The sequence below is a fragment of the Oceanicola sp. 502str15 genome (genome assembly GCF_024105635.1).
Taxonomy (GTDB): Bacteria; Pseudomonadota; Alphaproteobacteria; order Rhodobacterales; family Rhodobacteraceae; genus Vannielia.
The window spans coordinates 2,149,389-2,174,094 of record NZ_WYDQ01000001.1 but is presented as its reverse complement, the minus strand read 5'-3'; the positions used below and the strand labels follow the sequence as shown (position 1 = coordinate 2,174,094).

Genomic DNA, 24,706 nt, shown 5'->3' with positions numbered 1-24,706 from the left:
TTCCGGGAGGTGTCTGCCTGATGGGCAATGCACGCAATATCGCGTTCTGGGTCGTTCTCTTTGTTCTGATCCTCGCGCTCTTCAACCTCTTCTCAGGTGACAACGCCACCATGGCGTCGCGCAACCTGAGCTACTCCGACTTCATCGAAGCGGTGGAGAAGGGCTCTGTCAGCGAGGTGACGATCGACGGCGAAGAGATGCGCGTTCGCACCAACGACGACACGACCTATACCACCATCATTCCGCCGGCGGTCGACCCGACCGAGGTGCTGATTGCCAATGACGTCGAGGTTTCGGCCAAGGCACAGCAACAGAACGGGCTTCTGGCCTACATCGGCACGCTCCTGCCCTTCATCATCCTCATCGGCATCTGGATCTTCCTGATGAACCGCATGCAGGGCGGTGGCCGTGGCGGCGCGATGGGCTTCGGCAAATCCAAGGCCAAGTTGCTTACGGAAAAGCACGGGCGCGTCACCTTCGATGACGTTGCAGGTATCGACGAGGCCAAGGAAGAACTGGAAGAGATCGTCGAGTTCCTGCGCAACCCGCAGAAATTCTCGCGACTCGGCGGCAAGATCCCCAAGGGCGCGCTGCTCGTCGGCCCTCCGGGCACCGGTAAAACCCTGCTGGCCCGCGCCATCGCGGGTGAGGCGGGTGTACCCTTCTTCACCATTTCGGGCTCCGATTTCGTTGAGATGTTCGTCGGCGTCGGCGCCAGCCGCGTGCGCGACATGTTCGAGCAGGCCAAGAAGAACGCGCCTTGCATCGTCTTCATCGACGAGATCGACGCGGTCGGCCGCTCCCGTGGCGTCGGCTACGGCGGCGGCAACGACGAGCGCGAGCAGACCCTCAACCAGCTTCTGGTCGAGATGGACGGCTTCGAGGCCAACGAAGGCATCATCATCGTCGCCGCCACCAACCGCCCCGACGTGCTCGACCCCGCGCTGCTGCGCCCGGGCCGTTTCGACCGTCAGGTGCAGGTGCCCAACCCCGACATCAAGGGCCGCGAGAAGATTCTTGGCGTGCATGCCCGCAAGGTGCCGCTTGGCCCCGATGTGGACCTGCGCATCATCGCCCGCGGCACGCCCGGCTTTTCGGGTGCGGATCTCGCCAACCTCGTGAACGAGAGCGCCCTGATGGCGGCGCGCGTCGGCCGTCGTTTCGTGACGATGGAAGACTTCGAGAACGCCAAGGACAAGGTGATGATGGGGGCCGAGCGCCGCTCCATGGTCATGTCCGAGGACGAGAAGAAGCTGACCGCCTATCACGAAGCCGGTCACGCCGTTGTGGGCCTGAACGTCCCGCAACACGACCCGATCCACAAGGCCACGATCATTCCCCGTGGCCGGGCGCTGGGCCTTGTTCTGTCGCTGCCGGAGCGCGACCAGCTCTCGGTGAGCTACACCAAGTACAAGAGCCAGATCGCCATGGCGATGGGCGGGCGCGTGGCCGAGGAGCTTATCTTCGGGCCTGAAAACGTGACCTCCGGCGCGGCCTCGGATATCCAGCAGGTGACGCGGATCGCACGCGCCATGGTAACGCGCTTCGGCTTCGATCCTGATCTTGGCTATGTTGACTACGCGAACGAGCAGCAGAGCTACCTCGGCGGCTATCAGGGCCAGACGTCGCATTCGGGCATCACGCAGAAGACCATCGACGACAAGGTTCGGCAGTTGGTGGATGAAGGCTATGCCACGGCCAAGCGGATCCTGACCGAAAAGGCGCAGGATCTCGAGAACCTGGCGCAGGGTCTGCTGGAATACGAAACGCTGACCGGCAACGAGATCACCCGCGTGATCGCCGGTGAGCAGATCAAGCGTGGCGATGACGACGATACCGGGGCTGCCCCGGGTGGCGGGCAGGATGACAAACCGTCGCTGACGGCCATTCCCAAGACCAAACCCCGCAAGGGCAGCGGTGGGATGGAGCCCGAGCCCTCGGCCTGAGCCGAGGCCCGGCTTTTAGGGCCGGTGTGCAATCGGAAGGCGCCGCACAATCTGCGGCGCCTTTTTGCTTTTGCGGACCTTGTCCGACACGTCTTGAGCGCCGGCCCTAAGCTTGGTATGCAATTGTATGCCAAAACGGAGAGGCACCATGACCCGCCCTGACTGGAACCCCGCTCTCTACGCCCGCTTTGCAGGCCTCCGCCTGCGACCGGCACTCGACCTTCTGCTGCAGGTCCGCGATCTGCCGGAGGGCGATATCATCGATCTCGGTTGCGGCAACGGCGCGGTTGGCCCGGTGCTGAAGGCGCGCTTCCCCGACCGTCACCTGCAAGGGATCGACTCCTCTCCCGCAATGCTTGCCGAGGCCCGCGAGACCGGCTGTTACGACAGTCTCAACGAGGCCGACGCGGCGGTTTGGGCGCCAACCCGCCCGCCGGCCCTGATCTTTTCCAACGCGGCGCTGCAATGGCTCCCGGACCACGCCACGCTTTTCCCGCGCCTCCTGGCGCTGCTGGCACCCGGTGGCACCCTGGCAATCCAGATGCCACGCCAGCACAACGGGCCGTCCCACGCGCTCATCCGCACCACGGCCAAAGCGCTGTTTCCCGAGAGATTTGCCGCGCCATGGCGAGAGCCCGTCGATCCGCCGACCACCTATGCCCGGCTCATGGCCCCGCTCGGCGAAACATCGGTCTGGGAAACAGACTACATCCAGCGGCTCGCTCCGGTGGAGACCGGGCACCCGGTGCGCCACTTTACCCAATCCACCTTCATGCGGCCATTCACCGAAGGCCTTACAGCGGAGGAGGAGGCCCGGTTTCTCGAGGCCTACGAGGCCGAGTTGCAAACGGACTATCCGACCGAAGATGACGGCTCGGTGCTCTTCCCCTTTCGCCGGGTCTTCCTTACGGTCCGCCGCGAGAGCTGAAGGAGCGCGCAATGGCCGGGTTGAAGAAACTGGATGTCACCGCAACCGTAACCTGGTTGGGCTGGGTCGAGAGCCGCGAGGCGACCCTGCGCTCGGAGCCGCTGGAAGCGGTGGAGGCCACGCTGGACGGGTTTCCGGGCGAGGATCATGGCGGTGCCACCCGGCCCTCCTGCTCGCGGGTTCTGGCGCTCTACCCCGAGCGCGGCACGACGATCCGCAATACGCGGCAACTGTCGATCGTGTCCGCCGAAGAACTTGCCGAGGTTGCGGATACATTGAAGCTCGAAGAGCTGGCGCCCGAACTCATCGGCGCATCTCTGGTGATTTCCGGCCTTCCGGACTTTTCCCGCATCCCACCGGGCACCCGCCTGCAAGCCCCCTCGGGCGCGACGATCACCGTCGACCTCGAGAACGGGCCCTGCAACTTCCCGGCCAAGGAAATCGAAGACACCCATCCCGGCCATGGCAAGGGCTTCAAGGCGGCAGCGATGGGCAAACGCGGCGTTACCGCCTGGATGGAGCGGGAAGGGCGGATTGCGCTGGGGGACAGCCTGACGGTCTTTGTTCCGGACCAGCCGTCATGGGCAGGCGCCTGAGCCAGCGCAGGTTTTGCCTGACCGGATCGGAGCCTTGGTGCCTCATGCCGCAAGCGCGGGTTTCCAATCCGCCGCCGCGGTTTCCTCTGCCCGGCGTTTCCAAGCCCGAATGTGTCGCAACAGGCCCGCATACGGGCTGGTTCGCCCGCTACCACTTTTGTAGCACCGCGACCTGAGGAGGGAGGCCCCATGAGCGTGAAATCCGACATCGAGATAGCCCGGGATGCGAAGAAGCGCCCGATTGGAGAGATTGGCGCAAAGCTGGGCATTCCGGAGGCCGACCTTGTGCCTTATGGCCATGACAAGGCCAAGGTGAGCCAGGGGTTCATTTCGGGGCTGAAAGACAGGCCGAACGGCAAGCTCATTCTCGTCACCGCGATCAACCCGACCCCGGCAGGGGAGGGCAAGACCACCACCACCGTGGGCCTCGGCGACGGGCTGAATGCCATCGGCAAGAAGGCGGCCATCTGCATCCGCGAGGCCTCGCTTGGCCCCTGCTTCGGCATGAAGGGCGGGGCCGCGGGCGGTGGCTATGCGCAGGTGGTGCCGATGGAGGAGATGAACCTTCATTTCACCGGCGATTTCCACGCCATCACCAGCGCCCACAACCTGCTTTCGGCGATGATCGACAACCACATCTACTGGGGCAACGAGTTGGGCATCGACGAGCGCCGGATCACCTGGCGCCGTGTGCTCGACATGAACGACCGGGCGCTCCGCGATGTGGTCGTGGGCTTGGGCGGTGTGGCCAACGGGTTTTCGCGCCAGACCGGCTTTGACATTACCGTGGCTTCCGAGGTCATGGCGATCCTGTGCCTGTCGACCGATCTGGCCGATCTGGAAGCGCGGCTCGGGAATATCATCGTGGCCTACACCCGCGAGCGCGAGCCGATCACCTGCGCCGATATCGGCGCGAGTGGGGCGATGACCGTGCTGCTGAAAGACGCGATGCAGCCCAACCTCGTGCAGACGCTGGAGCACAACCCGGCCTTCGTTCACGGCGGCCCTTTCGCCAACATCGCCCATGGCTGCAACTCGGTGATCGCCACCACCACGGCGCTGAAGCTGGCGGATTACGTGGTGACGGAAGCCGGCTTCGGGGCCGATCTCGGGGCCGAGAAGTTCATGAACATCAAGTGCCGCAAGGCTGGGCTGGCGCCCGATTGCGTTGTGCTGGTGGCCACGGTGCGCGCGATGAAGATGAACGGCGGCGTGGCCAAGGCCGACCTCGGGGCCGAGAATGTGGCCGCCGTAGAGAAGGGCTGCGCCAACCTTGGGCGGCATATTCAGAACCTGCATGGCTTCGGGGTGCCGGTGATCGTGGCGATCAATCACTTCACCGCCGATACCGAGGCCGAGATTGCCGCCGTGCAGGCCTATGTGGCGCAGCATGGCTCTGAGGCGATTGTCTGCAAGCATTGGGCCGAGGGCTCCAAGGGCACCGAGGCTCTGGCGACCCGCGTGGCCGAGGTGGCCGACAGCGGTGCCTCGCAATTTGCCCCGCTCTATGACGACGACATGCCGCTGTTTCAGAAGATCGAAACCATCGCGACGCGCATTTACCACGCCGACGAAGTGCTGGCCGACAAGAAGGTGCGCGACCAGCTCCATGCCTGGGAGGCGGCGGGCTTCGGTCATCTGCCGGTCTGCATGGCCAAGACGCAGTATAGCTTTTCGACCGACCCGGGCTTGCGCGGCGCGCCCACCGGCCATTCGGTGCCGGTGCGGGAAGTGCGGCTTTCGGCCGGTGCCGGATTTGTCGTGGCGATCTGCGGAGAGATCATGACCATGCCCGGCCTCCCGCGCCATCCGGCGGCGGAAAGCATCGGGATCAACGAGGGTGGAGATATCGAAGGGCTGTTCTGACCGGCGCGGCAGGAGGGCGCGCCACCAGCACGGCTTGCGGATCAACGGCGCATGGGATGTCTATGCGCCAGGCGGAATCAGGAAGGTGCTGACATGAGCGCAAAGATCATCGACGGAAAGGCCTTTGCGGCCGATGTGCGGGGCAGGGTGGCGGAACATGTCGCCCGGCTGAAGGGTGAGCACGGCATTACGCCCGGCCTTGCGGTGGTTCTGGTCGGGGAAGACCCGGCGAGCGAGGTTTACGTGGCCTCCAAGAACCGGCAAGCGGTTGAGATGGGCATGGCCTCTTTCGAGCACAAGCTGCCTGCGGACACGCCGGAAGAGGAGCTGTTTGCGCTCATCGACAAGCTCAACGCCGATCCGGCGGTGCATGGAATTCTCTGCCAGTTCCCGGTGCCCGACCACCTCGATGAGCGCCGCACGGTGGCGCGGATCGACCCGGCCAAGGATGTGGACGGGCTGAGCGTGTTGAACGCGGGCCTGCTGGCCACGGGCGGCAAGGCGCTGGTGAGCTGCACGCCGCTGGGCTGCCTGATGCTGCTGCGCGACCAGCTCGGGGACCTCTCCGGCAAGGAGGCCGTGGTGATCGGCCGCTCGAACCTTTTCGGCAAGCCGATGGGGCAGCTCTTGCTGCGCGACAATTGCACCGTGACCATCGCCCACTCGCGCACCAAGGATCTGGCCGAGGTCTGCCGCCGCGCCGATATCCTGATCGCCGCCGTAGGGCGGGCCGAGATGGTGCAGGGCGATTGGGTGAAGCCGGGAGCGACCGTTATCGACGTGGGCATCACCCGCATCCCGCACCCCGAGAAGCCGGGCAAAACCAAGCTGATCGGCGATGTCGACTTTGCTGGTGCCTCTGAACGTGCCGCGGCGATCACGCCGGTTCCGGGCGGGGTGGGGCCGATGACGATTGCCTGCCTGCTCGCGAACACGGTCACGGCCTGCTGCCGTGCCCACGACCTGCCCGAGCCGGAAGGGCTAACCGCCTGAGCGCAGACGAACCTCGCGGGCGAGCGCTTGTCGCTCGTCTGCCAGTGCGCCTTCAATGGCGAAGGCGGTGTCATTGACGGCGCCGGGGTCTTCCTGACCGTCCCGCATCGCCTCTTCCAGCCAGTGCAGTATCTCGTCCTTGCCGCGTCCGGCCACCAGCATTGCGATGACTTGCCGCTGCGCGATCAGGCGGCCTTCGGTGTTGGGGTCCATGGGTCGTTCCTTTGAAGCTGTGTCGATGAAGGGTAACGCATTTTCGCGTCGGATCACCCCAAAGGCACCGCGAGCGCCCTCGGGCCGGTCAGCACTGCAAACGCACGGGGCGCAAACAGGTTGCGCAGAACGGGCGTGTCGCTGCGCAAACCGCCTGTGTAGGCGCCGAAAGCGGGCAGGATCAGCCGCGTTTCATCATAGAGGAATGCGGGGCGGGAAGTGCCGGAGCGGGGCAGGCGATGCTTGGGGTGATAATGCCCCGAGACTTCCCCCGTGGCAGAGGGCGCGGCCGCGATGTGGCGAAAGACCAGCCCGCCGACAGACAGTTCGGCAAGGTGCGCGCCGCCCAGTTCCATCGGCCCCGGATCGTGGTTGCCCTCGATCCAGACCCAGCGCCGGCCAGCCTGTATGGCCTGAAGCCGCATGCGGACCACCTCTGGCATCGCGAAGGCCGCGCCCGGATCGTCGAAGCTGTCGCCAAGGCACACCACGACCCGGGGCAGCAGCGCAGAAATCTCGGCTTCAAGCCGCGCCAAAGTCTCCTCGGTCTCATAGGGGGGAAGTAGCGCGCCGCCACGCCGCGCCATCCGTTCGGACTTGCCGAGATGCAGGTCGGAGACGCACAGAAGCCGCTCGGAAGGGATCCAGAGCGCCCCGGAACTGCGCGCTTCCAGAGCGCATCCGGCGAGGGTGAAAGCGTGTGCGTTCATGGTCCGTTCTTAGGGCGGAATGTTGGATTTGTGCAAGCCCTAGCTTCTGACCCCGGCCTTTGCCATCAGCGCCGCGGCCTCTTCTTCGGCCAGTCTCTCGCGTCCTTTCCCGGCCACCGGAACCTTGCCCACTTCAAGCAGGAGCGGGGCGGCCATGGGCGTTACCCGGTCCAGCCGCACATGGTCGATGCGGCCGGCCACGCGGGCCAGCATCTCTTCGACGCGTCCGAAATCGACAAGCCCCTTCATCGCCTCCTCACGGGTGATCCGCATCAGCAGATGCTCCGGGTCGTATTTCAGCAAGGTGTCGTAGAGGATGTCGGAAGAGAACGTCGCCTGCCGCCCGGACTTGCGGTTCTGCGGCAGGTTGCGTTCGATCAGCCCGGCGATGGTGGCGGAGGCGCGGAAGGTGCGCTTCATCACGGCGTTCCTTGCCAGCCAGCTTTCGAGAACGTCGCGCAGCACCTCGGGGCCGAGAAGAGGGGACGGGTCGTCAACCGGCTCGAGGCCCCAGATCAGGGTGGCATAATCGGTGGCCACGAAGCCGAGCGGATCAAGCCCCAGCTCTTCCATCCGTCGTGTCACCAGCAGGCCGAGGGTCTGCTGGGCATTGCGGCCTGCAAAGCCGTAGAGGCAGGTATGGCATCGGCTGTCGTGGGGGAAGCTCTCAATCAGCAGGCGATCGCCGCGGGGCAGGTGCGAGACCTCGCGCTGAAGTGCTAGCCAGTCGCGGATATCGGGCGGCAGGCTCTGCCAGTCGCCGTGGATGAGCTGGAGGATGCGTTCGGTGAGGCGGGTGGAGGCCGCGAACTTGGTGCCGCCGAACACCGCGATCCGCGGGGTCTTGGCCGCGGACCGGCTGACCTGAACGGTCATTTCCTTCAGGCCCTCGTAACGCACGATCTCGCCGCCGATCAGGAAGGTATCCCCATCGGTCAGCGTGGCGGCAAAGGCTTCTTCAACCTCACCGAGCGGCTTGCCGCCGCGCCCGCGCATCCGCACCTTCAACAGTTCGCTGTCCTGAATGGTGCCGATGTTCATGCGGATGCGCTGGGCGGCGCGCGGATCCCTCAGGCACCAGAGGCCCTCGCGTTGCATGAGCTTTTGCCAGCGATCATAGGCCCTTAGCGCATAGCCACCGGTGGCGCAGAAATCGAGGCAGTCGTCAAAGGCGGCGCGGCTGAGGCCGCCATAGGCGCCGACGGTCTTCACCTCGCGATACAGCTCCGTGTCGTCGAACGGGCCGGCGCAGGCGCGGATCAGGATGTGCTGGCACAGCACGTCGCGCGGGCCGGGGCCGGTTGGCTCGCCGTCGAGATCGTGCTCGGCGGCAGCTTCCAGCGCGGCGCGGCATTCGAGCACTTCAAAGCGGTTCGCGGGCACGAGGCGTGCCTTGGAGGGGGCATTGTAGCGGTGGTTGGCCCGGCCGATGCGCTGGACAAGGCGCTTGATGTTCTTCGGTCCGCCGATCTGGATGATGAGGTCGACATCGCCCCAATCGATACCGAGGTCGAGCGTGCCGGTGCAGACAATCGCGCGCAACTCGCCCGCCACCATTGCCGCCTCGACCTTGGCGCGCTGTTCGCGCGCAAGCGAGCCGTGATGGATGGCGATGGGAAGGCTTTCGTCATTGGCGAGCCAGAGCGAATGAAAGAATATCTCCGCCTGCGCACGGGTGTTGTGGAAGATTAGCGTGGTGCGATGGCGGCGCACCTCTTCCAGCACTTCGGGAATCGCATGGGTTGTCCCACCACCGGCCCAGGGCGGGGCGGCGGCTGTGGGCAGCATGGCGATGTCGGGCAGGGGGCCGGGGTCGGCCTCGATCACCGCGCAAGGAGCGGGGTGGGGGGCGAGCTTGCGTGCGAGCGCCTGCGGGTCTTCGACGGTGGCAGACAGGCCCACCCGGCGCAGCCCCGGTGCGAGCGCCTGAAGGCGGGAGAGCGCCAGCATCAACTGGTCGCCGCGCTTGCTTTCGTTCAGCGCGTGGATCTCGTCGACGACCACCCGCGACAGACCGGCGAAGATACGCGGCGCATCCTCGTAGGAGGTCAGCAGGGCAAGCGATTCCGGCGTGGTCAGCAGAATATGCGGCGGATCGGCCCTTTGCCGTTTGCGGGCGGCGGCAGGCGTGTCTCCGGTGCGGTCTTCAATGCGGATCGGAAGGCCGATCTCCTCGACCGGGCGGCGCAGGTTGCGGCGAATGTCGGCCGCGAGTGCCTTGAGGGGGGAGATGTAAAGGGTGTGCAGGCCCTTATGCGTGCCTTCCGCGAGCTCGGCCAGCGAGGGCAGAAACCCGGCGAGGGTCTTGCCGCCGCCGGTCGGGGCGATGAGCAGGGTGGCTTCTTCCGCGGCCCTCTCGAGCATCTGCAACTGGTGCGGATGCGGCGCCCAGCCGTTGCTGGCGAACCAGTCAGAGATGCGCGGGGGAAGCGCCGTCATCCGAGCCTAGCTGTCGGCCTTTTCCATGGAGATGTCTGCCACCGCCTCGCGCAGCGCGTTGATCTCGGCGGCGATGGTGCCCGAAGGGTCTTGCGGGGCTTCAGACCACATCGAGAAACGTTCCAGCAGGGGCAGGAAGGTGGCAACTTCCTCCGAGGTCCACGACTGCAGAAAATGACCTAGTGTCAGGAACTTGAAGGTTCGCACCGCTGTCACCAGCCGGTCGCCATCTTCCGAGACCTTGAGGATTGCCCGGCGCGCGTCTTCCTGGCTGACGCCGCGTTCCACGAGGCCCTTGCGGATCAGCTCGCTTGTCAGTCGGGAGGCGCGGGATGGGTCGATGCCAAGCCGGCTGGCGACCGAGCCGACCGTGGTTTCGCCGCTGGGCTCATCGCCGAATTCGTTGGCGGGGCGCCAGATGGCCACCAGCGCATCGAGTTCTGCCAGATCGAGCTTGAGGCCGAGCTCTTGCACCGCGCGGATGCCGAGCTCGCGTTTGACCACAGCCCGCCTGCGCCAGCGTTGCAGCACGCCGTCGAGGTCCAGGGCACTCTGGGTCAGTTCACCCTCGATGCCGAAGGTTTCCAGTCGTTCGATCAGGCTTTGGTCTCTGTCGCCCAAGGCACCCTCCAGCTGTGTTGACATGTATATGCTATGCGCACATATATGCAGCATGATAGCAATGCGCCTGTCAAGACGGCGCTTGGTGAGCAGGATGTACCCTTGAGCCTCGAAAACGACAACCGACTTGTAGAACAAGACCCCCCTGTGCGCGTTGGCCTGGTGCTGGCGGCGGTCGGTGCAACCCTGCTGTTTGCCTCCCTCGGACAGACCATCGTGACCACGGCCATGCCGACCATGGTGGCCGAGCTTGGCGGCGTCGATCACATCACCTGGGTCATCACGGCCTTTCTGCTGGCCTCCACGGTCGGCGCGCCGGTGAGCGGCAAACTGGGTGACCTCTACGGCCGCAAGATCGTGATTCAATGCGGTATTCTGATCTTCGTTCTCGGCGCGGCGATCTGCGGCTTTGCCCAGTCGATGGAAATGCTCATCGCCGGGCGGGCGGTCCAGGGGCTTGGCGGCGGCGGGCTCATCGTGGTGTCGATGGCCGTGGTGGCCGATGTTCTGCCACCGCGCGAGCGGGGCAAGGCGCAGGGCCTTCTGGGCGCGGTATTTGGCGTGTCGACAGTGATCGGCCCGCTCATCGGCGGCTTCCTAGTCGAGGCGCTGAGCTGGCACTGGATCTTCTTCGTCAACTTCCCCGTCGGTCTTCTGGCGTTCGTGGTGCTGGGTTTCGCGCTTGAAACCCCGGTGCGCGAAAGCCGGGCCAAGCTCGATTTTCTCGGAGCCGGCCTGCTGGCCACCATTCTCTCGGTGGCAGTGCTCGGCTCCAACCTTGGCGGGACGGTCCTCCCCTGGGGCAGCGCAGAGTTCCTTGCCCTCGTGGCTCTGGGGCTGGCCGCTGTTGCCGGGTTCGTCATTGCCGAGCGACGTGCGGAAGAGCCCATCCTCCCTCTGGGGCTCTTCCGCAACAACACCTTCCTCGTCGTCAATTCGGTGGGGTTCATGGTGGGGGTCGCCATGTTCGGCACCATCACCTTCATTCCGCTGTACCTGCAGGTGGTGCAGGGGGTCTCCCCGGCTGTCTCCGGCCTGTTCCTGACGCCGATGATGGCGGGGCTCATTGCTTCCTCCACGGCGGCGGGGCAGATCATGGGGCGCACCGGGCGCTACAAGATCATGCCGACTATCTCCACGGCGCTTCTGGCTGTGGCGATGCTGTCGCTCTCGACCCTGACGGAAGGCTCGCCGCTCTGGCTTGTGGCCGTCTCGATGATTTGCGTGGGCCTTGGCCTCGGCCCGGTGTTTTCCATCGGGGTGGCGGCAATCCAGAACGCGGTGCCCCGGCACATGCTCGGGGTCGGCACGGCCTCGGCCAACATGTTCCGCCTCATTGGCGGGTCGGTGGGCACGGCGGCCTTCGGGGCGCTCTTCGGCTCCGGCTTGATGCAGAACCTCGCGGGCACATTGCCCGAAGGCACCAGCGTTCGCTCGATGAGCGCCTCGACGCTGGCTACGCTGTCTCCCGAAACGCAAGCGCAGGTGCAACACGGCTTTTCGCTCGCCCTGCACCCGATCTTCTGGATCGGCGCAGGTGTTGCGGTTGTGGCCTGTCTCGTCTCCTTGCGGCTGCGCGAACTGCCCCTCGACAACGGCGAAGCGCGGGCCTGAGCCCGCGCCTGCTTGAAGTTCTGCCGGGCCTGACGGCCGGGCTCAGTGAACGATGGTCTCTTCCTTGACGAACATGTTCGCCCAGGCGCGGTCGATCAGCTTGGGCGTCATCTGGTAGGGGATGCCCTCGAATTCGCAGATCGCGATCATCTGGTCGATCAGGAAGATCGGCTGATAGTTGGCGTAGACGTTGTCGATTTCCGGGTATTTCACCTTCAGCAAGTGGATCAGCGCATCCTGATCCAGCGGCATGCCGCGCTTCTTGGCGACCATGGCGAAGATCTTCAGGTAATCTTCCTGCTCCGGCCCGTCGATCTTGATCTTGAAGAAGATCCGGCGCAGCGCCGCTTTGTCGAAAATCTCGTTGGGGTGGAAGTTGGTGGAGAAGATCACCAGCGTGTCGAAGGGCACCTCGAATTTCTCGCCCGACTGCAGGGCGAGGATATCCTTGCTCTCTTCCAGCGGAACGATCCAGCGGTTGACCAGCGCCTGCGGCGGCTCGGCCTGGCGGCCAAGGTCGTCGACGATGAAGATGCCGCCCGACGACTTCAGCTGAAGCGGTGCCTGATAGGTGCGCGCAGTGGGGTTGTAGACGAGGTCCAGCATGGAGAGCGAAAGCTCACCGCCGGTGATCACTGTGGGGCGCTCGCAGCGGACATAGCGGGTGTCGAAGCGGCCCGAGGTGCGGCGCAGCGAGTTGGGATCGTCGGCCTCTTCCTCGACGGCGGTGTGCACGATCGGATCGTAGACCGTGATCACCTGACCGGCGTATTCGATGGCGCGGGGAATGAAGATTTTGTCGCCCATCGCGTCGCGGATTCCGTTTGAGATCGACGACTTGCCGTTGCCCGGCGGGCCATACATCAGGATCGAGCGGCCGGCCGAAACCGCCGGGCCGAGGTGGTCGAGCAACTCATTGGGCAGGATCAGGTGACCCATCGCGCCGGTGAGCTGTTCGCGGGAAATCTGGATGTTGCGGATCGACTGTCGCTTCACCTGCTCCTGGTAGACTTCCAGCGGAACCGGCATCGCGCCGTAATACTCGGACTGCGCCAGCGCATCGAGCGCTCGAGCCTTGCCTGCATCGGTGAGCTGATAGCCCATCTCGCCAGAGCCGCCCGCCATCATCGAGCCGGTGGCCTCAATCAGCTTTTGGTTGCGGGCCAAATCGACCAGTTCCTGGGTCACAGGGATCGGCAGGCAGATCGCGGGCGAAATCTCGGCCACGGTCTCTACGTTCTTGCGGAAAATGGTCTTCAGCACGATGTCGCGCATCATCACCAGGGGCAATTGCATGTCTTCCAGCCGCTTGGGGGCGGGGGGCGCAATCACGTTTGCCACTTCCATGTTCATCCGGTTCACCTGCTCGTTTTTGGCGCACGTCTCAATTTTTCCACTGGTTTTGCCCGATAACCGCCCAAGGCGTGGACAATACCCGTGGTGAGCAGGACTGTGCCCGGCTAATGTGGCCAAAAAATGGACAAGAGCAGTGATGAAAAAGACAGATTCCGGAAGGTTGTTTGCATTTCTGCTGGCGGTTCTGGCCGTTGAAGCAGGGCTCGCCATGTGGCGCGGGCAGCTTCTTGTGGGCAAGCACGAAGGCGACATGCTGCACCTGCTCGAAATCGTCTTCCGGATGGCCGATGGGGAGTGGCCGCATGTCGATTTCATGACCCCTATCGGCTTCATGGCCTTTGCGCCCATCGCGCTCTTCGTGAAGCTCGGGGCAGGGGTCGGACATGCGATCCTATACGGGCAGGCGCTTGTCGGCCTTTGCCTTGTGCCGCTAGCGTGGCGGGCGGGGGTATCGCGGCTTACCGGCTATTGGCCCTACCTCTTTGGCGCCGTCATTATCGTGCTGGCCACGGCCCTTGTGCACGGCCAGGCCGAGCGCTCAGTGTCGATCTCGATGCACTACAACCGATGGGCCTGGGCGGCAGCCTTCGTGGCAATCCTCATCGCCACGCTGCCGCCGGTCGAGGACCGCCGGAACCAGACCGCAGACGGCATCGTGGTAGGCCTTGCGCTGGCTTTCATGGCGCTCTGCAAGGTCACCTATTTTGCCGCCTTCATCATCCCCGTTGCCGTAGGGCTGCTGGCGCACCGGCAATATCGGACCTTCCTGCTGGCGCTTGCGACCGGCCTTGCCGTGGCCGCCGTCGTCACCGCCTTTGCGGGCGTGGGGTACTGGGCGGCCTATGTGGGCGACCTGCTGCGGGTCTCTGCCTCTCAGGTGCGCTCCAACCCCGGTGAGCCCTTTGCCGCCGTGGTGGCCGCGCCGGCCTATCTTGGCGGGTCGATCGTGTTGCTTATGGGCGTGATCCTGTTGCGGCAGGCGGGCAAGGCGACGGAGGGCATGGTGCTGCTGTTGCTGACGCCGGGGTTCTTTTACGTCACCTTCCAGAACTTCGGCAATGATCCGCAGTGGCTCCTGCTGCTGGGTATACTGCTCTTTGCGGCCCGCCCCGCGCAGGATCTGAAGAACGGGTTCGGCTGGGACATGAGCATGGCCGTGGGCCTCGCGGGGGCCGCCGCATTTGCCATGATCGTGCCGTCCGCGATGAACCTAGCCTACAGTCCGATCCGCCATCTGGGGCAGGACGCGGCGCAGCACACGCCCTTGCTGCCCGGGGCCACGCTCCACTCTGATCTGCAGACCGGCACCGTGCGGGCGATGCGGGTCGACAAGCGGGTGCCGATGGACGAGCCGGGCAGCGGCCTGGAGGCGCTGGCGGAGAAGGCCGGACGCGAGCCGCCCGTGGTGTTGAACGGAGAGGAACTGCCGCGCTGCGAGATCCTACTGGGCCTGCCGGCGCTGTTCGATGGCATTGCCACCAGCCTCGAAGAGAGCGGGCATGGAGGCGAGGGAATTTTCATCGCCGATCTCTTCTCGTCGATCTGGCTCTTCGGTGACTTTGCTCGGTTGGAGCATGGAGCCCCGTGGTATTACGGCGGGCTGCCGGGCTACGAGATGGCGGATTACGTGCTGGTGCCCAACTGCCCGGTGCATCCCAAGGTGCGCGAGTTGGTTCTGGAGCGGATCTCAGAGCGTGGAGACAGCCTCGTGGAGGTGGACCGCACGCCGCTGTACATCCTGCTCGAGAAGGGCTGACGCGAGCTTACTGCACGCCGTATTTGGCGGCCATGGCAAGGTAGGCAGCCAGCGTTCCGCCAAGGGCCAGTCCCATCGGAAAGTCCTTGCGCACCCAGCTCTCCCAATGGGGCACGAGGTTGCGCACGGGCGGGATGGCTCGGGCGAGGCGGTGTGTGACGAAGGCGGCCAGCATGATGGCGGCAAAGAGCATCATCACGTTGAACAGATCACCGAGCGCGACGAAGGGGGCCATGGCGGCGGCATACTTGGCATCGCCCGCGCCGAGCATGCCCAGCATGTTCATGATGAACCCCACCGCCAGAACCACAACCAGGTGGAGCCAGCGCCAGGCATAGTCGACGAAGGGCAGCAGGATCAGCCCGGCCACGGCGTAGACCAGAACCGTCAGCAGGACGGCATGGTTCGGGATCTTCATCCGCGACATGTCCGAATAGGCCACATAGAGGCAGATCGGTGCCGTCAGGATGAAGAACCACAGGCTGGCCGTGGCGGGGGCGAGCATTGGCGTGACCCCCGGATCAGTTGGTAACGTTGTTTTCCAGCGCCCTGAGCGCCCGAACGGCCTCTTCGAAGTGCTGCGGATGTGCGTCGATCGCCTCCTGCAGCAGGCCCTTTCCGGTTTCGACGTCGCCCTGTTTCACGGCCGTCAGCGCCGCAGTGTGTAGCAGTTGCGCACGCTCGACTTGCGTCATCTTAACCAATGGCAGCTGATAGTTGCGCTGGGCACCGCGGGCCAGGACGAGGTTGTTCTTGGCGGTGAACAGCTCGGAGTCGTACTGGATGGCCTCGACAAAGAGCTTCTCGGCACCCGGGTAGTCGCCGCGCGAGAGCTTGGAGTAACCCCAGTTGTTGAGCACACCGGAGGGCTTGGTGGTGAGGGCAACGGCGGTTTCATAGAAGCTGTCGGCCTTCTTCCACTCCTTGTTGCCGTCGGCGACCATGGCCTCGAGCCGGTAGCGCTTGTAGGTCTCGTGGGTGGGCGGAATGCCGTCGAGCGTGGCCTCGGCTTCCTTCCAGTCGCCGTTGCGCAGAAGGGCGTCGGCAAAGTCGACCTTGTCGTCGAGCGTGCTGTCTTCGTGCTTCACGACCCTGCGCCAGGCGGCGACGGCCTCGGTGTTCTTCTTGGCACGCACGAGGCTCAGGGCGAGGCCGCGCTGCAGGTCGATCCGCTTGGGATTGTCCTTGCTGGCGCGCTTGAAGTAGCTGACCGCCTCGTTGGGGTCGGCCACGGTGAGCATGATGTCGGAGAGGCCGTTCTCGTCGACGGCATTGACCGAGGCCATGGCGCGGGACACCTCGCCATCGGCGGACTTCTGGCAGGCCGAAACGGCCAGGACACCCGTAAGGGCAAGGGAAATAACGGTTGTTTGGCGCATTTTGCTGCGTCCTTTTACTGCTCTTGCTGCCTCATGGCGTGCTGAGAAGGAGGTATTGCCCACTGCCTCTGCGCACCAAGTCGAAATTGCTTTCTTGTTCTTGTTCAGAACCATAGCCGGGGATCTGTACCCGATCCATAGCGAGGTTCAGGTTTTTCTTGATCTGGGCGGAATTACCACTGTCGAGCGCGAAGGCGATCTTGAAGACGCGTTCGGCCTCGCCGTAATTGCCCTGCTCCATGAGAATGACCCCGAGGTTGTTCCAGGCGGGCGGAAACTTCTCATCCTTTTCAATGGCTTTGCGCAGCAGCTCCTCGGCCTGGCCGAGGCGGCCGAGCTTGAGGTTTGCACTGCCGAGCGCGCTGAGGACATCGACCGTCAACCCTTGCTCGGCGCCGGCGCGGTAGTAGGCGGAGAGCGCCAGTTCGTACTCGCCGGCGGACATCAGGCGATGGCCGACGATGAGGCCGTCGGGGTCTTCGTAGCCGCGCGACGCCGGGGCCTTAGTGCCTTGATTCAAACCGGAAAGACGATCGGACCCGCAGGCCGCGAGGGCCAGCAGGAGAAGGGCCGCGAGGGCCTTGGGGAATGTTGCCATTGGTGACAGGAGACTGCTCGCCTGCGTTTGTTGTTGGCGCGGAGGATGCGCCCGGGCGGGCCTTCTGGCAAGGGATCTTCCGGCCGTGGGGCGGCGAAAGGGGCAAAAAGGTGACAGGGGCGTCCGATGGGGCAGGGATTGGGCGGGTGGTATCAGGATACCTTGTCACATCCGGTACACAACCTGTGCACAACCTGTACATACGCGAATTTCGCGTTTGCGGTGGTTAATGGGTTGGGACGGTGGGGGGAGAGTTGGGGGCCGGTTGGTGAGTTTCATCCACCCTGCGGCGGGAGATCCTCGGGTCGAGCCCGAGGATGACGGGAGAGGGGGAGGGGCCGCTCGGGGCGGCCCTCTCCTTCAGAAGAACGTCGCGTTGCTCAGCGTGTCGTAGATCTGGTAGACCGACGGGCCGATGAGGATGATCATCAGCGGGGGCACGGTGAACATCATGGTGCCCAGCGTCAACTTGGTGGGGAGCACGTTGGCCTTTTCCTCGGCCCGCATCACCCGCTTGTCGCGCATCTCCTCGGAGAACACCCGCAGGGCGTCGGCGATGGATGTGCCGAAGCTGGCGGACTGGATCATCACGGTCACGAAGCTGGCGATGTCGGGGACGCCGCAGCGCTCGGACATGTCCTTGAGCACGTTGGTCTTGTCCTTGCCGGCCTTCATCTCGTTGGCGACCATCTCGTATTCTTCGGCCAGCGCGGGGTAGCCCTGCTTGATTTCCTTGGAGACCCGGATGATCGACTGGTCCATCGACTGGCCGGCCTCGACGCAGACGAGCATCATGTCGAGAGAATCCGGGAAGCCGTTGGTGATCTCTTCCTGGCGCTTCTTGAGGCGGTTGTTCACCCAGTAGCGGGGCAGGTAGTAGCCCACGGCGCCGGGGAGCACGACCATCAGCAGGAGCTGCTGGGTTTCGACTTCGCCCGAGGCGGAGCTGACGATGGCCACGACGAGGCCGACCAGCAGGGCGAAGATGCCGAGCGCGAACTGGATGAAGTGATAGATCCGCACCGCGTTCTTGCCGCGATAGCCGGCCTGGGTCATCCGCAGCTTGGCGGCGCTCATTTCCTCGGCGGTCTGGGGCTCGAGGAAGGTGGCGAACTTGTCGAGTTTCTCGGCGTTCTTGTTCTGCTGGGTGCGCAGCTTGGCGCCCTTGTCGGCCCCCTTGGGCGCCCGGCCCGTGCCGCCGGTGCCCTTGAGCTTGTCCATCGGGTCGGCCTTCCGCTTCAGGAAGGTCGGCAGGGTGAGAAGGACCAGCACCAGCCCCAGCGCCCCGATGGCGAAGAGCGGGCCAAGTTCACCGAAGGTGGCGATAAGCCAGTCGTTGGCGTTTTGCAGAAGTTCCATGCGGGGGGCCTCAGACTTTGATGTTCACCATGATCTTCATGAAGATCACGTTGACGGTGAGAAAGGTGCCCACGACGAGACAGGCGGGGATGAAGGCAGCGGTTTCCTTCACCTCGTCGTAATAGTCGGGCTTGATGACGTTGATCATGATGATCGCGAGGATCGGGAACATCGACAGGAACATGCCGGACCACTTGGCTTCGGCGGTGATTGCCTTCACCCGGCGGAACAGCTTGAAGCGGGCGCGGATCACCTTGCCGAGGCCTTCGAGGATCTCGGCGAGGTTGCCGCCCGACTGCTGCTGGATGGTGACGGCGACGGCGAGGAAGCGGAGATCCTGCATGTCCATCCGTTCGGCGAGATCCTTCAGGCTCTCGGACATGTCGCGGCCATAGGCGGCCTCGTCGGCGATGACGCCGAACTCGGAGCCGAGCGGATCGGGCACTTCGCGCGCGACGATGTTGACCGCCGAGGAGAAGGGGTGGCCGACGCGGAGCGAGCGGACCATCAGCTCGACCGCATCGGGGAGCTGCTCCTCGACGAGGCCGAGGCGCTTCTTGGCCTTGCCGTTGACCCAGAAGTAGACGCCGCCGATGCCCATGGCGAGGGAGACCACGATGCGCACGCCGACACCGGCCTGCGAGCCCACGGTGAGCGCCCCGAAGGCGACCACGGAGAGGCCCATCATGATCCCCACCAGCGCGCCGGGGGAGAAGGCGATGTTGGCCTTCTGGGCCTTGTTGGCGAGGATCGAGTAGAGCGGGATGCTCTTGGTCGACATGTGCTGCTTCATCTCCTTGCGGAGCTGTTCGAGCACTTCTTCGCGGTTGCCGCCCTTTTCCATCATGTCGAGGCGGCGGTTGACCTTGCTGTTGAGCGAGATCGACTTGCCGAAGACGACAAGGTAGATGCCTTCGACCATCACGAGGACGGCGACGAAGACCAGGCCGTAGATGATTGGTTCTGCTGAAATCTGCATGAGCTGCGCGCCCCCTTACTGCGCGGCGATGGGTTCGAAGATCGAGGCGGGCAGGTCGTAGCCCCACGACTTGAAACGGTCGGAGTAGGCGGAGCGGACGCCGGTGGCGTTGAAGCGGCCGATGATCTTGCCGTCGGAGGCGAGGCCGAGGCGTTCGTAGCGGAAGATTTCCTGCATCGAGATGACCTCGCCTTCCATGCCGGTGATCTCGGTGATCGAGACCATGCGGCGGGAGCCGTCCTGCAGGCGCGAGGCCTGCACGATGAGGTTCACGGCCGAGGAGATCTGCGAGCGCACGGCCTTCAGCGGCATTTCGATACCGGCCATGGCGATCATGTTCTCGAGACGCGACACGCCATCGCGGGCGGAGTTGGCGTGGATCGTGGTCATCGAGCCGTCGTGGCCGGTGTTCATGGCCTGGAGCATGTCGATCACCTCCTCGCCGCGGGTCTCACCCACGATGATGCGGTCGGGGCGCATCCGCAGGGCGTTTTTCAGACAGTCGCGCTGGGAGACGGCGCCCTTGCCCTCGACGTTGGCGGGGCGGCTTTCCATCCGGCCGACGTGGGTCTGCTGGAGCTGGAGTTCGGCGGTGTCTTCGATCGTCAGGATGCGCTCGGAGTTGTCGATGAAGGACGACAGGGCGTTGAGCGTGGTGGTCTTGCCCGAGCCCGTACCGCCGGAGACGATGACGTTGAGGCGGCAGGCGACGGCGGCCTGGAGATAGGCGGCCATCTCCTCGGTGAAGGCGCCGAACTTCACGAGGTCGTCGATCGCCAGTTTCTCTTTCTTGAACTTACGAATGGAGACCAGCGAGCCGTCCACCGCGATCGGCGGGACCATGGCGTTGAAGCGCGAGCCGTCCTGAAGGCGGGCGTCGACGTAGGGGTTGCTTTCATCGACGCGGCGGCCGACGGCGGAGACGATCTTGTCGATGATCCGCAGCAGGTGCTTTTCGTCCTTGAAGGTGATGTCGGAGAGCGACAGCTTGCCGGCGCGTTCCACGAAGATCTGCTTGGGGCCGTTGACGAGAATATCGTTGACGTCGTCGTCCTTGAGCAGCGGCTCGAGCGGGCCGAGGCCGGTGACCTCGTCGTAGAGGTCCTGGTGCAGCGTGGCGCGCTCGTCCTTGTTGAGCACGACGCCCATGGAATCGAGCGTTTCGGCCGAAATCGCCACGATTTCGGACTTCAGGTCGTTCTCGCTGGCGGTTTCGAGCGCCGAGAGGTTGAGGTTGTCGAGCAGCGCCTTGTGCAGCTCGACCTTGATCTCGGAGAGGCGCTCCTTGCGCTTCTTTTCCTTGTCTTCGGGCGTGGCGATGGCCGCGACCTTGCCCGACTTCTGCGGGGCCATGGCGGCACGTTGCAGCTTGGCCTTGGGCGCGGCGGCGGCGGCGGGCGCCTCGCTCTGCGCGACGGGCGCGGCGGCGGGGGCGGCGTCGTTGGCGGCGGGCTTCTTGTAGCGCGAGAACATTGGATACTTCCTTTACAGCGTTACGGTCAGACCGCTTCTTCCTCGACCTTCACGAGGTCGAGCAGCGATTGGGCCAGTTTCTGAATGTCGCGGCGCAGCTGGTTCTTGGGCGCGAACTCGGCCAGCGGCTGGCCGTGGTCGGCGCTGTCCATCACCTGCTTGGCGCCGTTGGCCAGCATCAGCTCGATGTCGATGTCGAGCCCTTCGGCCATGCGCTTGACGCGGGCCTTGCCGGAGAGGTCGGTGAACTTGGGCGAGCGGTTGAGCGCGAAGCGCATCTTCTCGAAGGGCAGATCCTCGGACTTCAGGGCCCGGATCATCCGCATCACGTTCTGGGCCGAGCGCATGTCGAGCTCGATGGGCGCGAAGTAGACCTGCGCGGCGTCGAGCACGGTTTCGGTCCAGGCGCAGACGGTGGTGGGCATGTCGATGACCACGAAGTCGAAGTTGGCGCGGGCGATGTCGAGGATGGCCTTGATGTCGTCGGGCGTCACGATGTCGAGCGGCAGCATCTCGGTGGGCGCCGTCAGCACGTGGATCTTGTCGTTGTAGCTTTGCAGCGCGGCCATGAAGGCGGCGCTGTCCATCGACGCGGTGTCGCTCAGAAGCTCGAACACGGCTTCCTTGCGGTTGAGGTCGAGGAAGGTGGCGGTGGAGCCGAACTGGAAATCGAAGTCCAGCAGGCAGACCCGCGGATTGTCTTTCTTGTCGAGCGTCGCCAGCTCGTAGGCGAGGTTGACGGCGAAGGTGGTGGCGCCGGTGCCGCCGGCCATGCCGTGCACCGCCAGCACCACGCCGTTGCGGTCGCCGGTGGCGGCCAGCGTCGGGGCAGGGGCCTCGGGGGCGAGCTGCACGGGCGCGGGCTCGGGCTCGCGCAGACGCTCGATGGCCTCGTGCAGCGCATTCTCGGGCAGCGGGTAGGGAACGAAATCGTCGGCGCCGCTGTGCAGAAGCTGGTGCAGCACGATCGGGCTGACGTCTTCGGCGATCAGGATCACCTTGATGCCGCGGTTGCGGGCCTTGGAAATGAGCGCGGTGATATCGGCCAGGGAAGCTTCGTCTTCGCTGTCGAGTGCGATGGCGAAGAACTCGAGCTCGTCGGCCTCATCCTGCTCGAGGAAGGCCGACGCGTCGGCAAAGCCGAGGTCGCCCCAGCTTTCGCCAAGCTCGGTTTCCATGTCTTCGATCAGGAGATCGAAGTTCTGCACATCGCGCGACACGGTGCATGCTGTGATCGGCGCCGGTTCTGGCTGCAACACTGCGCTCATCGTCATTGCCTCACGTCCTTGTTCTGTGGCAACACCCGAAACCGCTGCAGGGAGGAGCAACTGTAGCTTGGCATCCGCCCCCATTGGCTCGGGTGCTTGCGCGACTCGTTATCGCGCACTGCTCCCAATGAATGTTTGATGCCCGGGAATGTGGGCGAGAATACGGCTGAAAAGCCGAAATTGTTGGGTAACTGGGGGGGGATTATCGCCCTGAGCGTGTGTTGTTTCCGGCTCGGGGGGCAATCATGCGACTTCTCCACAGGCTTTGTCGCCCGGGTGGAAACGCCGGCACCAACGAAAAACGCGCGCCAGGCTGTGGCGCGCGTTCTGTTTTCGGGGTCTTGGGCCCCCTGCCGTGAGAGAGGCAGGGCAGGGGGTGTCCCTTGGCCCGGCGTCAGCGCTCTTCGTCGCTGCCGCCTTCGTCGACAATGACCAGCTCATGCGGCTCGGTCGCCGATGTGATGGTTTCGGAGTAGGAGAACAGCGCGTACTTGCCGTCCTGGAAGCGCGGCCGCTTGCCCATGAAGCCCGACACTTCCGTAACCGTGCGGCGGTTGCGGCGCTCGCGGGTCTGGGTGTGGATCAGCGGCTGGGTCTCGCCGAAGGAGGCGACGGCCTCGAGGCGCGAACGGGAGATGCCGCGCGAAACGAGGTAGTTGACCGCGGCCCGGGCCCGACGCAGGCCGAGAGCCTTGTTGTAGCTGGCCGAGCCGACGAGGTCGGTGTGGCCGTAGACCCGGAAGCGCACGGTCGGATACTGGGCGATCCACGAAGCCTGCTTGTCGAGCGCGGCCCGTGCCGAAGCATCCAGACCCGCCGAGTTGAAGGCGAAGTTGATCGTGGTGGGCGCCTCGGCGGCGAACTTCCGGCTCAGCTGCACGGCAAAGTCACGTTGGCCGGTCTGCACGAGGTGGTTGTTCATCGTCGAGTTGCCGAAGCCGCCGATGTCCAGGTCGCTGCCCGCTGCGCGGTCGGCCTGGGGGGAGCATCCGGCCACCGCGATCACGGTGGAGAGGATGCCGAGGGTGAGTGCCTTTTTCATGGTCTTCACTCCATCACGTAGCCGTAGGAACCGGAAAAGTCCTGCCGGGCCACTTCGCCGGCGCCACCCTTGGTGGAGGTCCGGGTGGAGCCTCCGCCTGCGGGTGCCGCGTCGATGCCGCCGAGGAAGAACTCACGCTCGGTAGGGGGGCGCACACGATCGGTGGGAAGCGCGAGGGCTTCGCCGGAGGTGGGCGACACGAGGTGGGCCGAGACGATGATGACAAGCTCGGACTGGTTGCGCTGGTAGTCCGACGAACGGAACAGCGTGCCCAGGATCGGGATGTCACCGAGCCATGGCACCTTGGAGATGCCGTCGGTGAAGTCGTCCTGCAGGAGGCCCGCGATGGCAAAGCTCTCGCCGTCGCGCATTTCCACGGTGGTCGAGGTCGACCGGGTGCGGAAGCCGTTGACGGTGAAGCCCGCATCGGTGAAGCCGATGGTGGTATCGACGCCCGAAACCTCTGCCGTGAGGCGCAGGTTGATGTTCTTGCCGATCACGCGGGGCGTGAAGTTGAGCAGGATGCCGAAGGGCTTGAAGTCCACCGTCACCGAGCCGTTGTCGTTGGCCACCGGCACCGGATACTCGCCACCGGCGAGGAATTCGGCGTTTTGACCGGAGAGCGCGGTGAGGTTGGGCTCGGCCAGCGTGCGGATGAAGCCGCGGGTTTCGAGCGCCTCCAGCAGGATCGCCAGCTCGACGTTGGAGCCGCCGAAGCCGAAGGAGATCGCGCCGGTGCTTTCGCCCGAGCGGGTGACCTGTGTGCTTGGGTCGCCATCAAACAGGTTGCTCAGGTTGTTGCCGTCAATGTACGTGCCCGAGCCGCCGGCGGTTCCGAAGTTGCCGCCGCCGCCGGAGATGCCGTTGACGCCCACGGAGGCCGACAGCGATTTGGACACGGAGCGGTTCATCTCGGCGAAGCGGACTTTCAGCATCACCTGCTGCGAACCACCCACCGACATCAGGTTGGACACCCGCTGCGGCGCGTAGCGCTGGGCCAGGTCGAGCGCCCGGTCGAGCGATGCGGCCGAAGTGACCACGCCCGACAGGATCAACCCGTCGTTGGCGGGGCGCACCTCGATGTTCTCGCCCGGAAGGACCTCGCGCAGACGCTCCTTGAGTTCGGAGATATCTGGCGTGACCTGCACTTCGACGTTGGTGATGAGCGAGCCATCGGGCGCAAGAAGCGTGAGCGTCGTGCGGCCCGGCGCCTTGCCGAGCACGTAGATGGTGCGCTCCGACAGCGTGGAGATATCCGCGATGCCGGGGTTTGCGATGGAAAGCTCCGCGAAGGCCTCGTCACTCTCGACGACGACGGCCCGGTTCATGGGAACCTTCAGACTGGAGGAAGCCGAACCCGACATGACCCGCAGGGTCTGGGCGGCTGCCCCCTCGATATGGGGAATGAAAGCAGCAAGGCCCAACAGGCCCGCCGCCATAAGCGTTCTAAGTTTCATGTGACCCTGCCTCTATAGTCACTACGATTGAATGGGGCCTTAAGACCCACTTGTGGTGGCCACATCCTGCGGGGAGTTGTGTTTTTTTGCAATAATCAAAGCGTTGCGGCGAT

At 64.6% G+C, this 24,706-nt stretch carries 21 protein-coding genes; 7 read left to right on the top strand and 14 right to left on the bottom strand.

All coding sequences use genetic code 11. The annotated features are described in order from the left end of the window. The first annotated feature begins 20 nt into the window (after window positions 1–20). From ftsH to folD, 5 genes are all read left to right on the top strand, one after another. Window positions 21–1,946 (top strand): ATP-dependent zinc metalloprotease FtsH, encoded by a 1,926-nt coding sequence (ftsH, locus tag GTH22_RS10490; RefSeq protein ID WP_252945140.1) that lies wholly within the window; start codon window positions 21–23, stop codon window positions 1,944–1,946. A gap of 148 nt (window positions 1,947–2,094) precedes the next feature. Beyond that, window positions 2,095–2,874: a methyltransferase domain-containing protein gene (locus GTH22_RS10485; protein ID WP_252945139.1), complete on the top strand. Its 780-nt coding sequence runs from the start codon at window positions 2,095–2,097 to the stop codon at window positions 2,872–2,874. Between the two features lie 11 nt (window positions 2,875–2,885). Further along, complete coding sequence (locus GTH22_RS10480; protein WP_252945138.1) at window positions 2,886–3,470, top strand: MOSC domain-containing protein; 585 nt, start codon at window positions 2,886–2,888, stop codon at window positions 3,468–3,470. 189 nt (window positions 3,471–3,659) lie between these two features. Beyond that, window positions 3,660–5,336 (top strand): formate--tetrahydrofolate ligase, encoded by a 1,677-nt coding sequence (locus tag GTH22_RS10475; RefSeq protein ID WP_252945137.1) that lies wholly within the window; start codon window positions 3,660–3,662, stop codon window positions 5,334–5,336. A gap of 93 nt (window positions 5,337–5,429) precedes the next feature. Next, window positions 5,430–6,329 carry a bifunctional methylenetetrahydrofolate dehydrogenase/methenyltetrahydrofolate cyclohydrolase FolD gene (folD, locus tag GTH22_RS10470; RefSeq protein ID WP_252945136.1) on the top strand — a complete coding sequence of 300 codons (900 nt, stop codon included), beginning with the start codon at window positions 5,430–5,432 and terminating at the stop codon, window positions 6,327–6,329. Here folD and GTH22_RS10465 read toward each other — a convergent pair. From GTH22_RS10465 to GTH22_RS10450, 4 genes are read right to left on the bottom strand one after another with little or no spacing between them, the layout of a single operon-like run. Then, window positions 6,318–6,542: a hypothetical protein gene (locus GTH22_RS10465; RefSeq protein ID WP_252945135.1), complete on the bottom strand. Its 225-nt coding sequence runs from the start codon at window positions 6,540–6,542 to the stop codon at window positions 6,318–6,320. The two genes, folD and GTH22_RS10465, sit on opposite strands and share 12 nt — an antisense overlap. Window positions 6,543–6,595: 53 nt before the next feature. Beyond that, window positions 6,596–7,252, bottom strand: coding sequence for a ligase-associated DNA damage response endonuclease PdeM (gene pdeM / locus GTH22_RS10460; RefSeq protein ID WP_252945134.1), 657 nt, complete (start codon window positions 7,250–7,252; stop codon window positions 6,596–6,598). Between the two features lie 39 nt (window positions 7,253–7,291). Then, on the bottom strand, window positions 7,292–9,691 hold the full coding sequence (locus tag GTH22_RS10455; RefSeq protein WP_252945133.1) for a ligase-associated DNA damage response DEXH box helicase: 2,400 nt from the start codon (window positions 9,689–9,691) through the stop codon (window positions 7,292–7,294). A 6-nt stretch (window positions 9,692–9,697) separates the two neighbouring features. Then, window positions 9,698–10,312, bottom strand: a complete 615-nt coding sequence (locus tag GTH22_RS10450; RefSeq protein WP_252945132.1) for a MarR family winged helix-turn-helix transcriptional regulator — start codon at window positions 10,310–10,312, stop codon at window positions 9,698–9,700. A gap of 102 nt (window positions 10,313–10,414) precedes the next feature. Between GTH22_RS10450 and GTH22_RS10445 the strand changes: the two genes are divergently transcribed. After that, the gene (locus tag GTH22_RS10445) at window positions 10,415–11,926 is read left to right on the top strand and encodes an MDR family MFS transporter (protein WP_252945131.1); all 1,512 of its coding nucleotides are present in this window, start codon (window positions 10,415–10,417) and stop codon (window positions 11,924–11,926) included. A 42-nt stretch (window positions 11,927–11,968) separates the two neighbouring features. Here the strand turns inward: GTH22_RS10445 and GTH22_RS10440 are convergent, their stop codons facing one another. Beyond that, the gene (locus GTH22_RS10440) at window positions 11,969–13,279 is read right to left on the bottom strand and encodes an ATPase (RefSeq protein ID WP_252945130.1); all 1,311 of its coding nucleotides are present in this window, start codon (window positions 13,277–13,279) and stop codon (window positions 11,969–11,971) included. A gap of 139 nt (window positions 13,280–13,418) precedes the next feature. On the opposite strand from GTH22_RS10440, the gene GTH22_RS10435 reads away from it, so the two are divergent. Continuing rightward, window positions 13,419–15,038, top strand: coding sequence for a hypothetical protein (locus GTH22_RS10435; protein ID WP_252945129.1), 1,620 nt, complete (start codon window positions 13,419–13,421; stop codon window positions 15,036–15,038). 7 nt (window positions 15,039–15,045) lie between these two features. On the opposite strand, the gene GTH22_RS10430 is transcribed toward GTH22_RS10435, so the two are convergent. The 9 genes from GTH22_RS10430 to GTH22_RS10390 form a co-directional block, all read right to left on the bottom strand. Then, window positions 15,046–15,543, bottom strand: a complete 498-nt coding sequence (locus tag GTH22_RS10430; RefSeq protein WP_252945128.1) for a prepilin peptidase — start codon at window positions 15,541–15,543, stop codon at window positions 15,046–15,048. Between the two features lie 16 nt (window positions 15,544–15,559). After that, on the bottom strand, window positions 15,560–16,417 hold the full coding sequence (locus GTH22_RS10425) for a lipopolysaccharide assembly protein LapB (protein ID WP_252945127.1): 858 nt from the start codon (window positions 16,415–16,417) through the stop codon (window positions 15,560–15,562). Between the two features lie 31 nt (window positions 16,418–16,448). Continuing rightward, window positions 16,449–17,015 (bottom strand): tetratricopeptide repeat protein, encoded by a 567-nt coding sequence (locus GTH22_RS10420; protein ID WP_252945126.1) that lies wholly within the window; start codon window positions 17,013–17,015, stop codon window positions 16,449–16,451. 360 nt (window positions 17,016–17,375) lie between these two features. Then, window positions 17,376–18,374, bottom strand: coding sequence for a type II secretion system F family protein (locus GTH22_RS10415; protein ID WP_252945125.1), 999 nt, complete (start codon window positions 18,372–18,374; stop codon window positions 17,376–17,378). 10 nt (window positions 18,375–18,384) lie between these two features. Further along, a complete protein-coding gene (locus tag GTH22_RS10410) occupies window positions 18,385–19,353 on the bottom strand; it encodes a type II secretion system F family protein (RefSeq protein WP_252945124.1) in 969 nt (322 codons plus the stop codon). A 15-nt stretch (window positions 19,354–19,368) separates the two neighbouring features. Further along, window positions 19,369–20,826, bottom strand: a complete 1,458-nt coding sequence (locus GTH22_RS10405) for a CpaF family protein (RefSeq protein WP_252945123.1) — start codon at window positions 20,824–20,826, stop codon at window positions 19,369–19,371. A 26-nt stretch (window positions 20,827–20,852) separates the two neighbouring features. Beyond that, on the bottom strand, window positions 20,853–22,100 hold the full coding sequence (locus GTH22_RS10400; protein WP_252945122.1) for an AAA family ATPase: 1,248 nt from the start codon (window positions 22,098–22,100) through the stop codon (window positions 20,853–20,855). Between the two features lie 388 nt (window positions 22,101–22,488). Next, window positions 22,489–23,136 (bottom strand): OmpA family protein, encoded by a 648-nt coding sequence (locus GTH22_RS10395; protein ID WP_252945121.1) that lies wholly within the window; start codon window positions 23,134–23,136, stop codon window positions 22,489–22,491. Window positions 23,137–23,141: 5 nt separating this feature from the next. After that, window positions 23,142–24,593 (bottom strand): type II and III secretion system protein family protein, encoded by a 1,452-nt coding sequence (locus GTH22_RS10390; protein ID WP_252945120.1) that lies wholly within the window; start codon window positions 24,591–24,593, stop codon window positions 23,142–23,144. Window positions 24,594–24,706: the final 113 nt, after the last annotated feature.

What these genes read in the sequence shown, in the direction of transcription:
- GTH22_RS10430 (WP_252945128.1), bottom strand. Translation starts at nt 15,543, where the DNA reads ATGCTCGCCCCCGCCACGGCCAGCCTGTGGTTCTTCATCCTGACGGCA.
- pdeM (WP_252945134.1), bottom strand. Translation starts at nt 7,252, where the DNA reads ATGAACGCACACGCTTTCACCCTCGCCGGATGCGCTCTGGAAGCGCGC.
- GTH22_RS10405 (WP_252945123.1), bottom strand. Translation starts at nt 20,826, where the DNA reads ATGTTCTCGCGCTACAAGAAGCCCGCCGCCAACGACGCCGCCCCCGCC.
- GTH22_RS10475 (WP_252945137.1), top strand. Translation starts at nt 3,660, where the DNA reads ATGAGCGTGAAATCCGACATCGAGATAGCCCGGGATGCGAAGAAGCGC.
- GTH22_RS10435 (WP_252945129.1), top strand. Translation starts at nt 13,419, where the DNA reads ATGAAAAAGACAGATTCCGGAAGGTTGTTTGCATTTCTGCTGGCGGTT.
- GTH22_RS10420 (WP_252945126.1), bottom strand. Translation starts at nt 17,015, where the DNA reads ATGGCAACATTCCCCAAGGCCCTCGCGGCCCTTCTCCTGCTGGCCCTC.
- GTH22_RS10410 (WP_252945124.1), bottom strand. Translation starts at nt 19,353, where the DNA reads ATGCAGATTTCAGCAGAACCAATCATCTACGGCCTGGTCTTCGTCGCC.
- GTH22_RS10390 (WP_252945120.1), bottom strand. Translation starts at nt 24,593, where the DNA reads ATGAAACTTAGAACGCTTATGGCGGCGGGCCTGTTGGGCCTTGCTGCT.
- GTH22_RS10425 (WP_252945127.1), bottom strand. Translation starts at nt 16,417, where the DNA reads ATGCGCCAAACAACCGTTATTTCCCTTGCCCTTACGGGTGTCCTGGCC.
- GTH22_RS10480 (WP_252945138.1), top strand. Translation starts at nt 2,886, where the DNA reads ATGGCCGGGTTGAAGAAACTGGATGTCACCGCAACCGTAACCTGGTTG.
- GTH22_RS10395 (WP_252945121.1), bottom strand. Translation starts at nt 23,136, where the DNA reads ATGAAAAAGGCACTCACCCTCGGCATCCTCTCCACCGTGATCGCGGTG.
- folD (WP_252945136.1), top strand. Translation starts at nt 5,430, where the DNA reads ATGAGCGCAAAGATCATCGACGGAAAGGCCTTTGCGGCCGATGTGCGG.
- ftsH (WP_252945140.1), top strand. Translation starts at nt 21, where the DNA reads ATGGGCAATGCACGCAATATCGCGTTCTGGGTCGTTCTCTTTGTTCTG.
- GTH22_RS10440 (WP_252945130.1), bottom strand. Translation starts at nt 13,279, where the DNA reads ATGAACATGGAAGTGGCAAACGTGATTGCGCCCCCCGCCCCCAAGCGG.
- GTH22_RS10455 (WP_252945133.1), bottom strand. Translation starts at nt 9,691, where the DNA reads ATGACGGCGCTTCCCCCGCGCATCTCTGACTGGTTCGCCAGCAACGGC.
- GTH22_RS10400 (WP_252945122.1), bottom strand. Translation starts at nt 22,100, where the DNA reads ATGACGATGAGCGCAGTGTTGCAGCCAGAACCGGCGCCGATCACAGCA.
- GTH22_RS10415 (WP_252945125.1), bottom strand. Translation starts at nt 18,374, where the DNA reads ATGGAACTTCTGCAAAACGCCAACGACTGGCTTATCGCCACCTTCGGT.
- GTH22_RS10485 (WP_252945139.1), top strand. Translation starts at nt 2,095, where the DNA reads ATGACCCGCCCTGACTGGAACCCCGCTCTCTACGCCCGCTTTGCAGGC.
- GTH22_RS10465 (WP_252945135.1), bottom strand. Translation starts at nt 6,542, where the DNA reads ATGGACCCCAACACCGAAGGCCGCCTGATCGCGCAGCGGCAAGTCATC.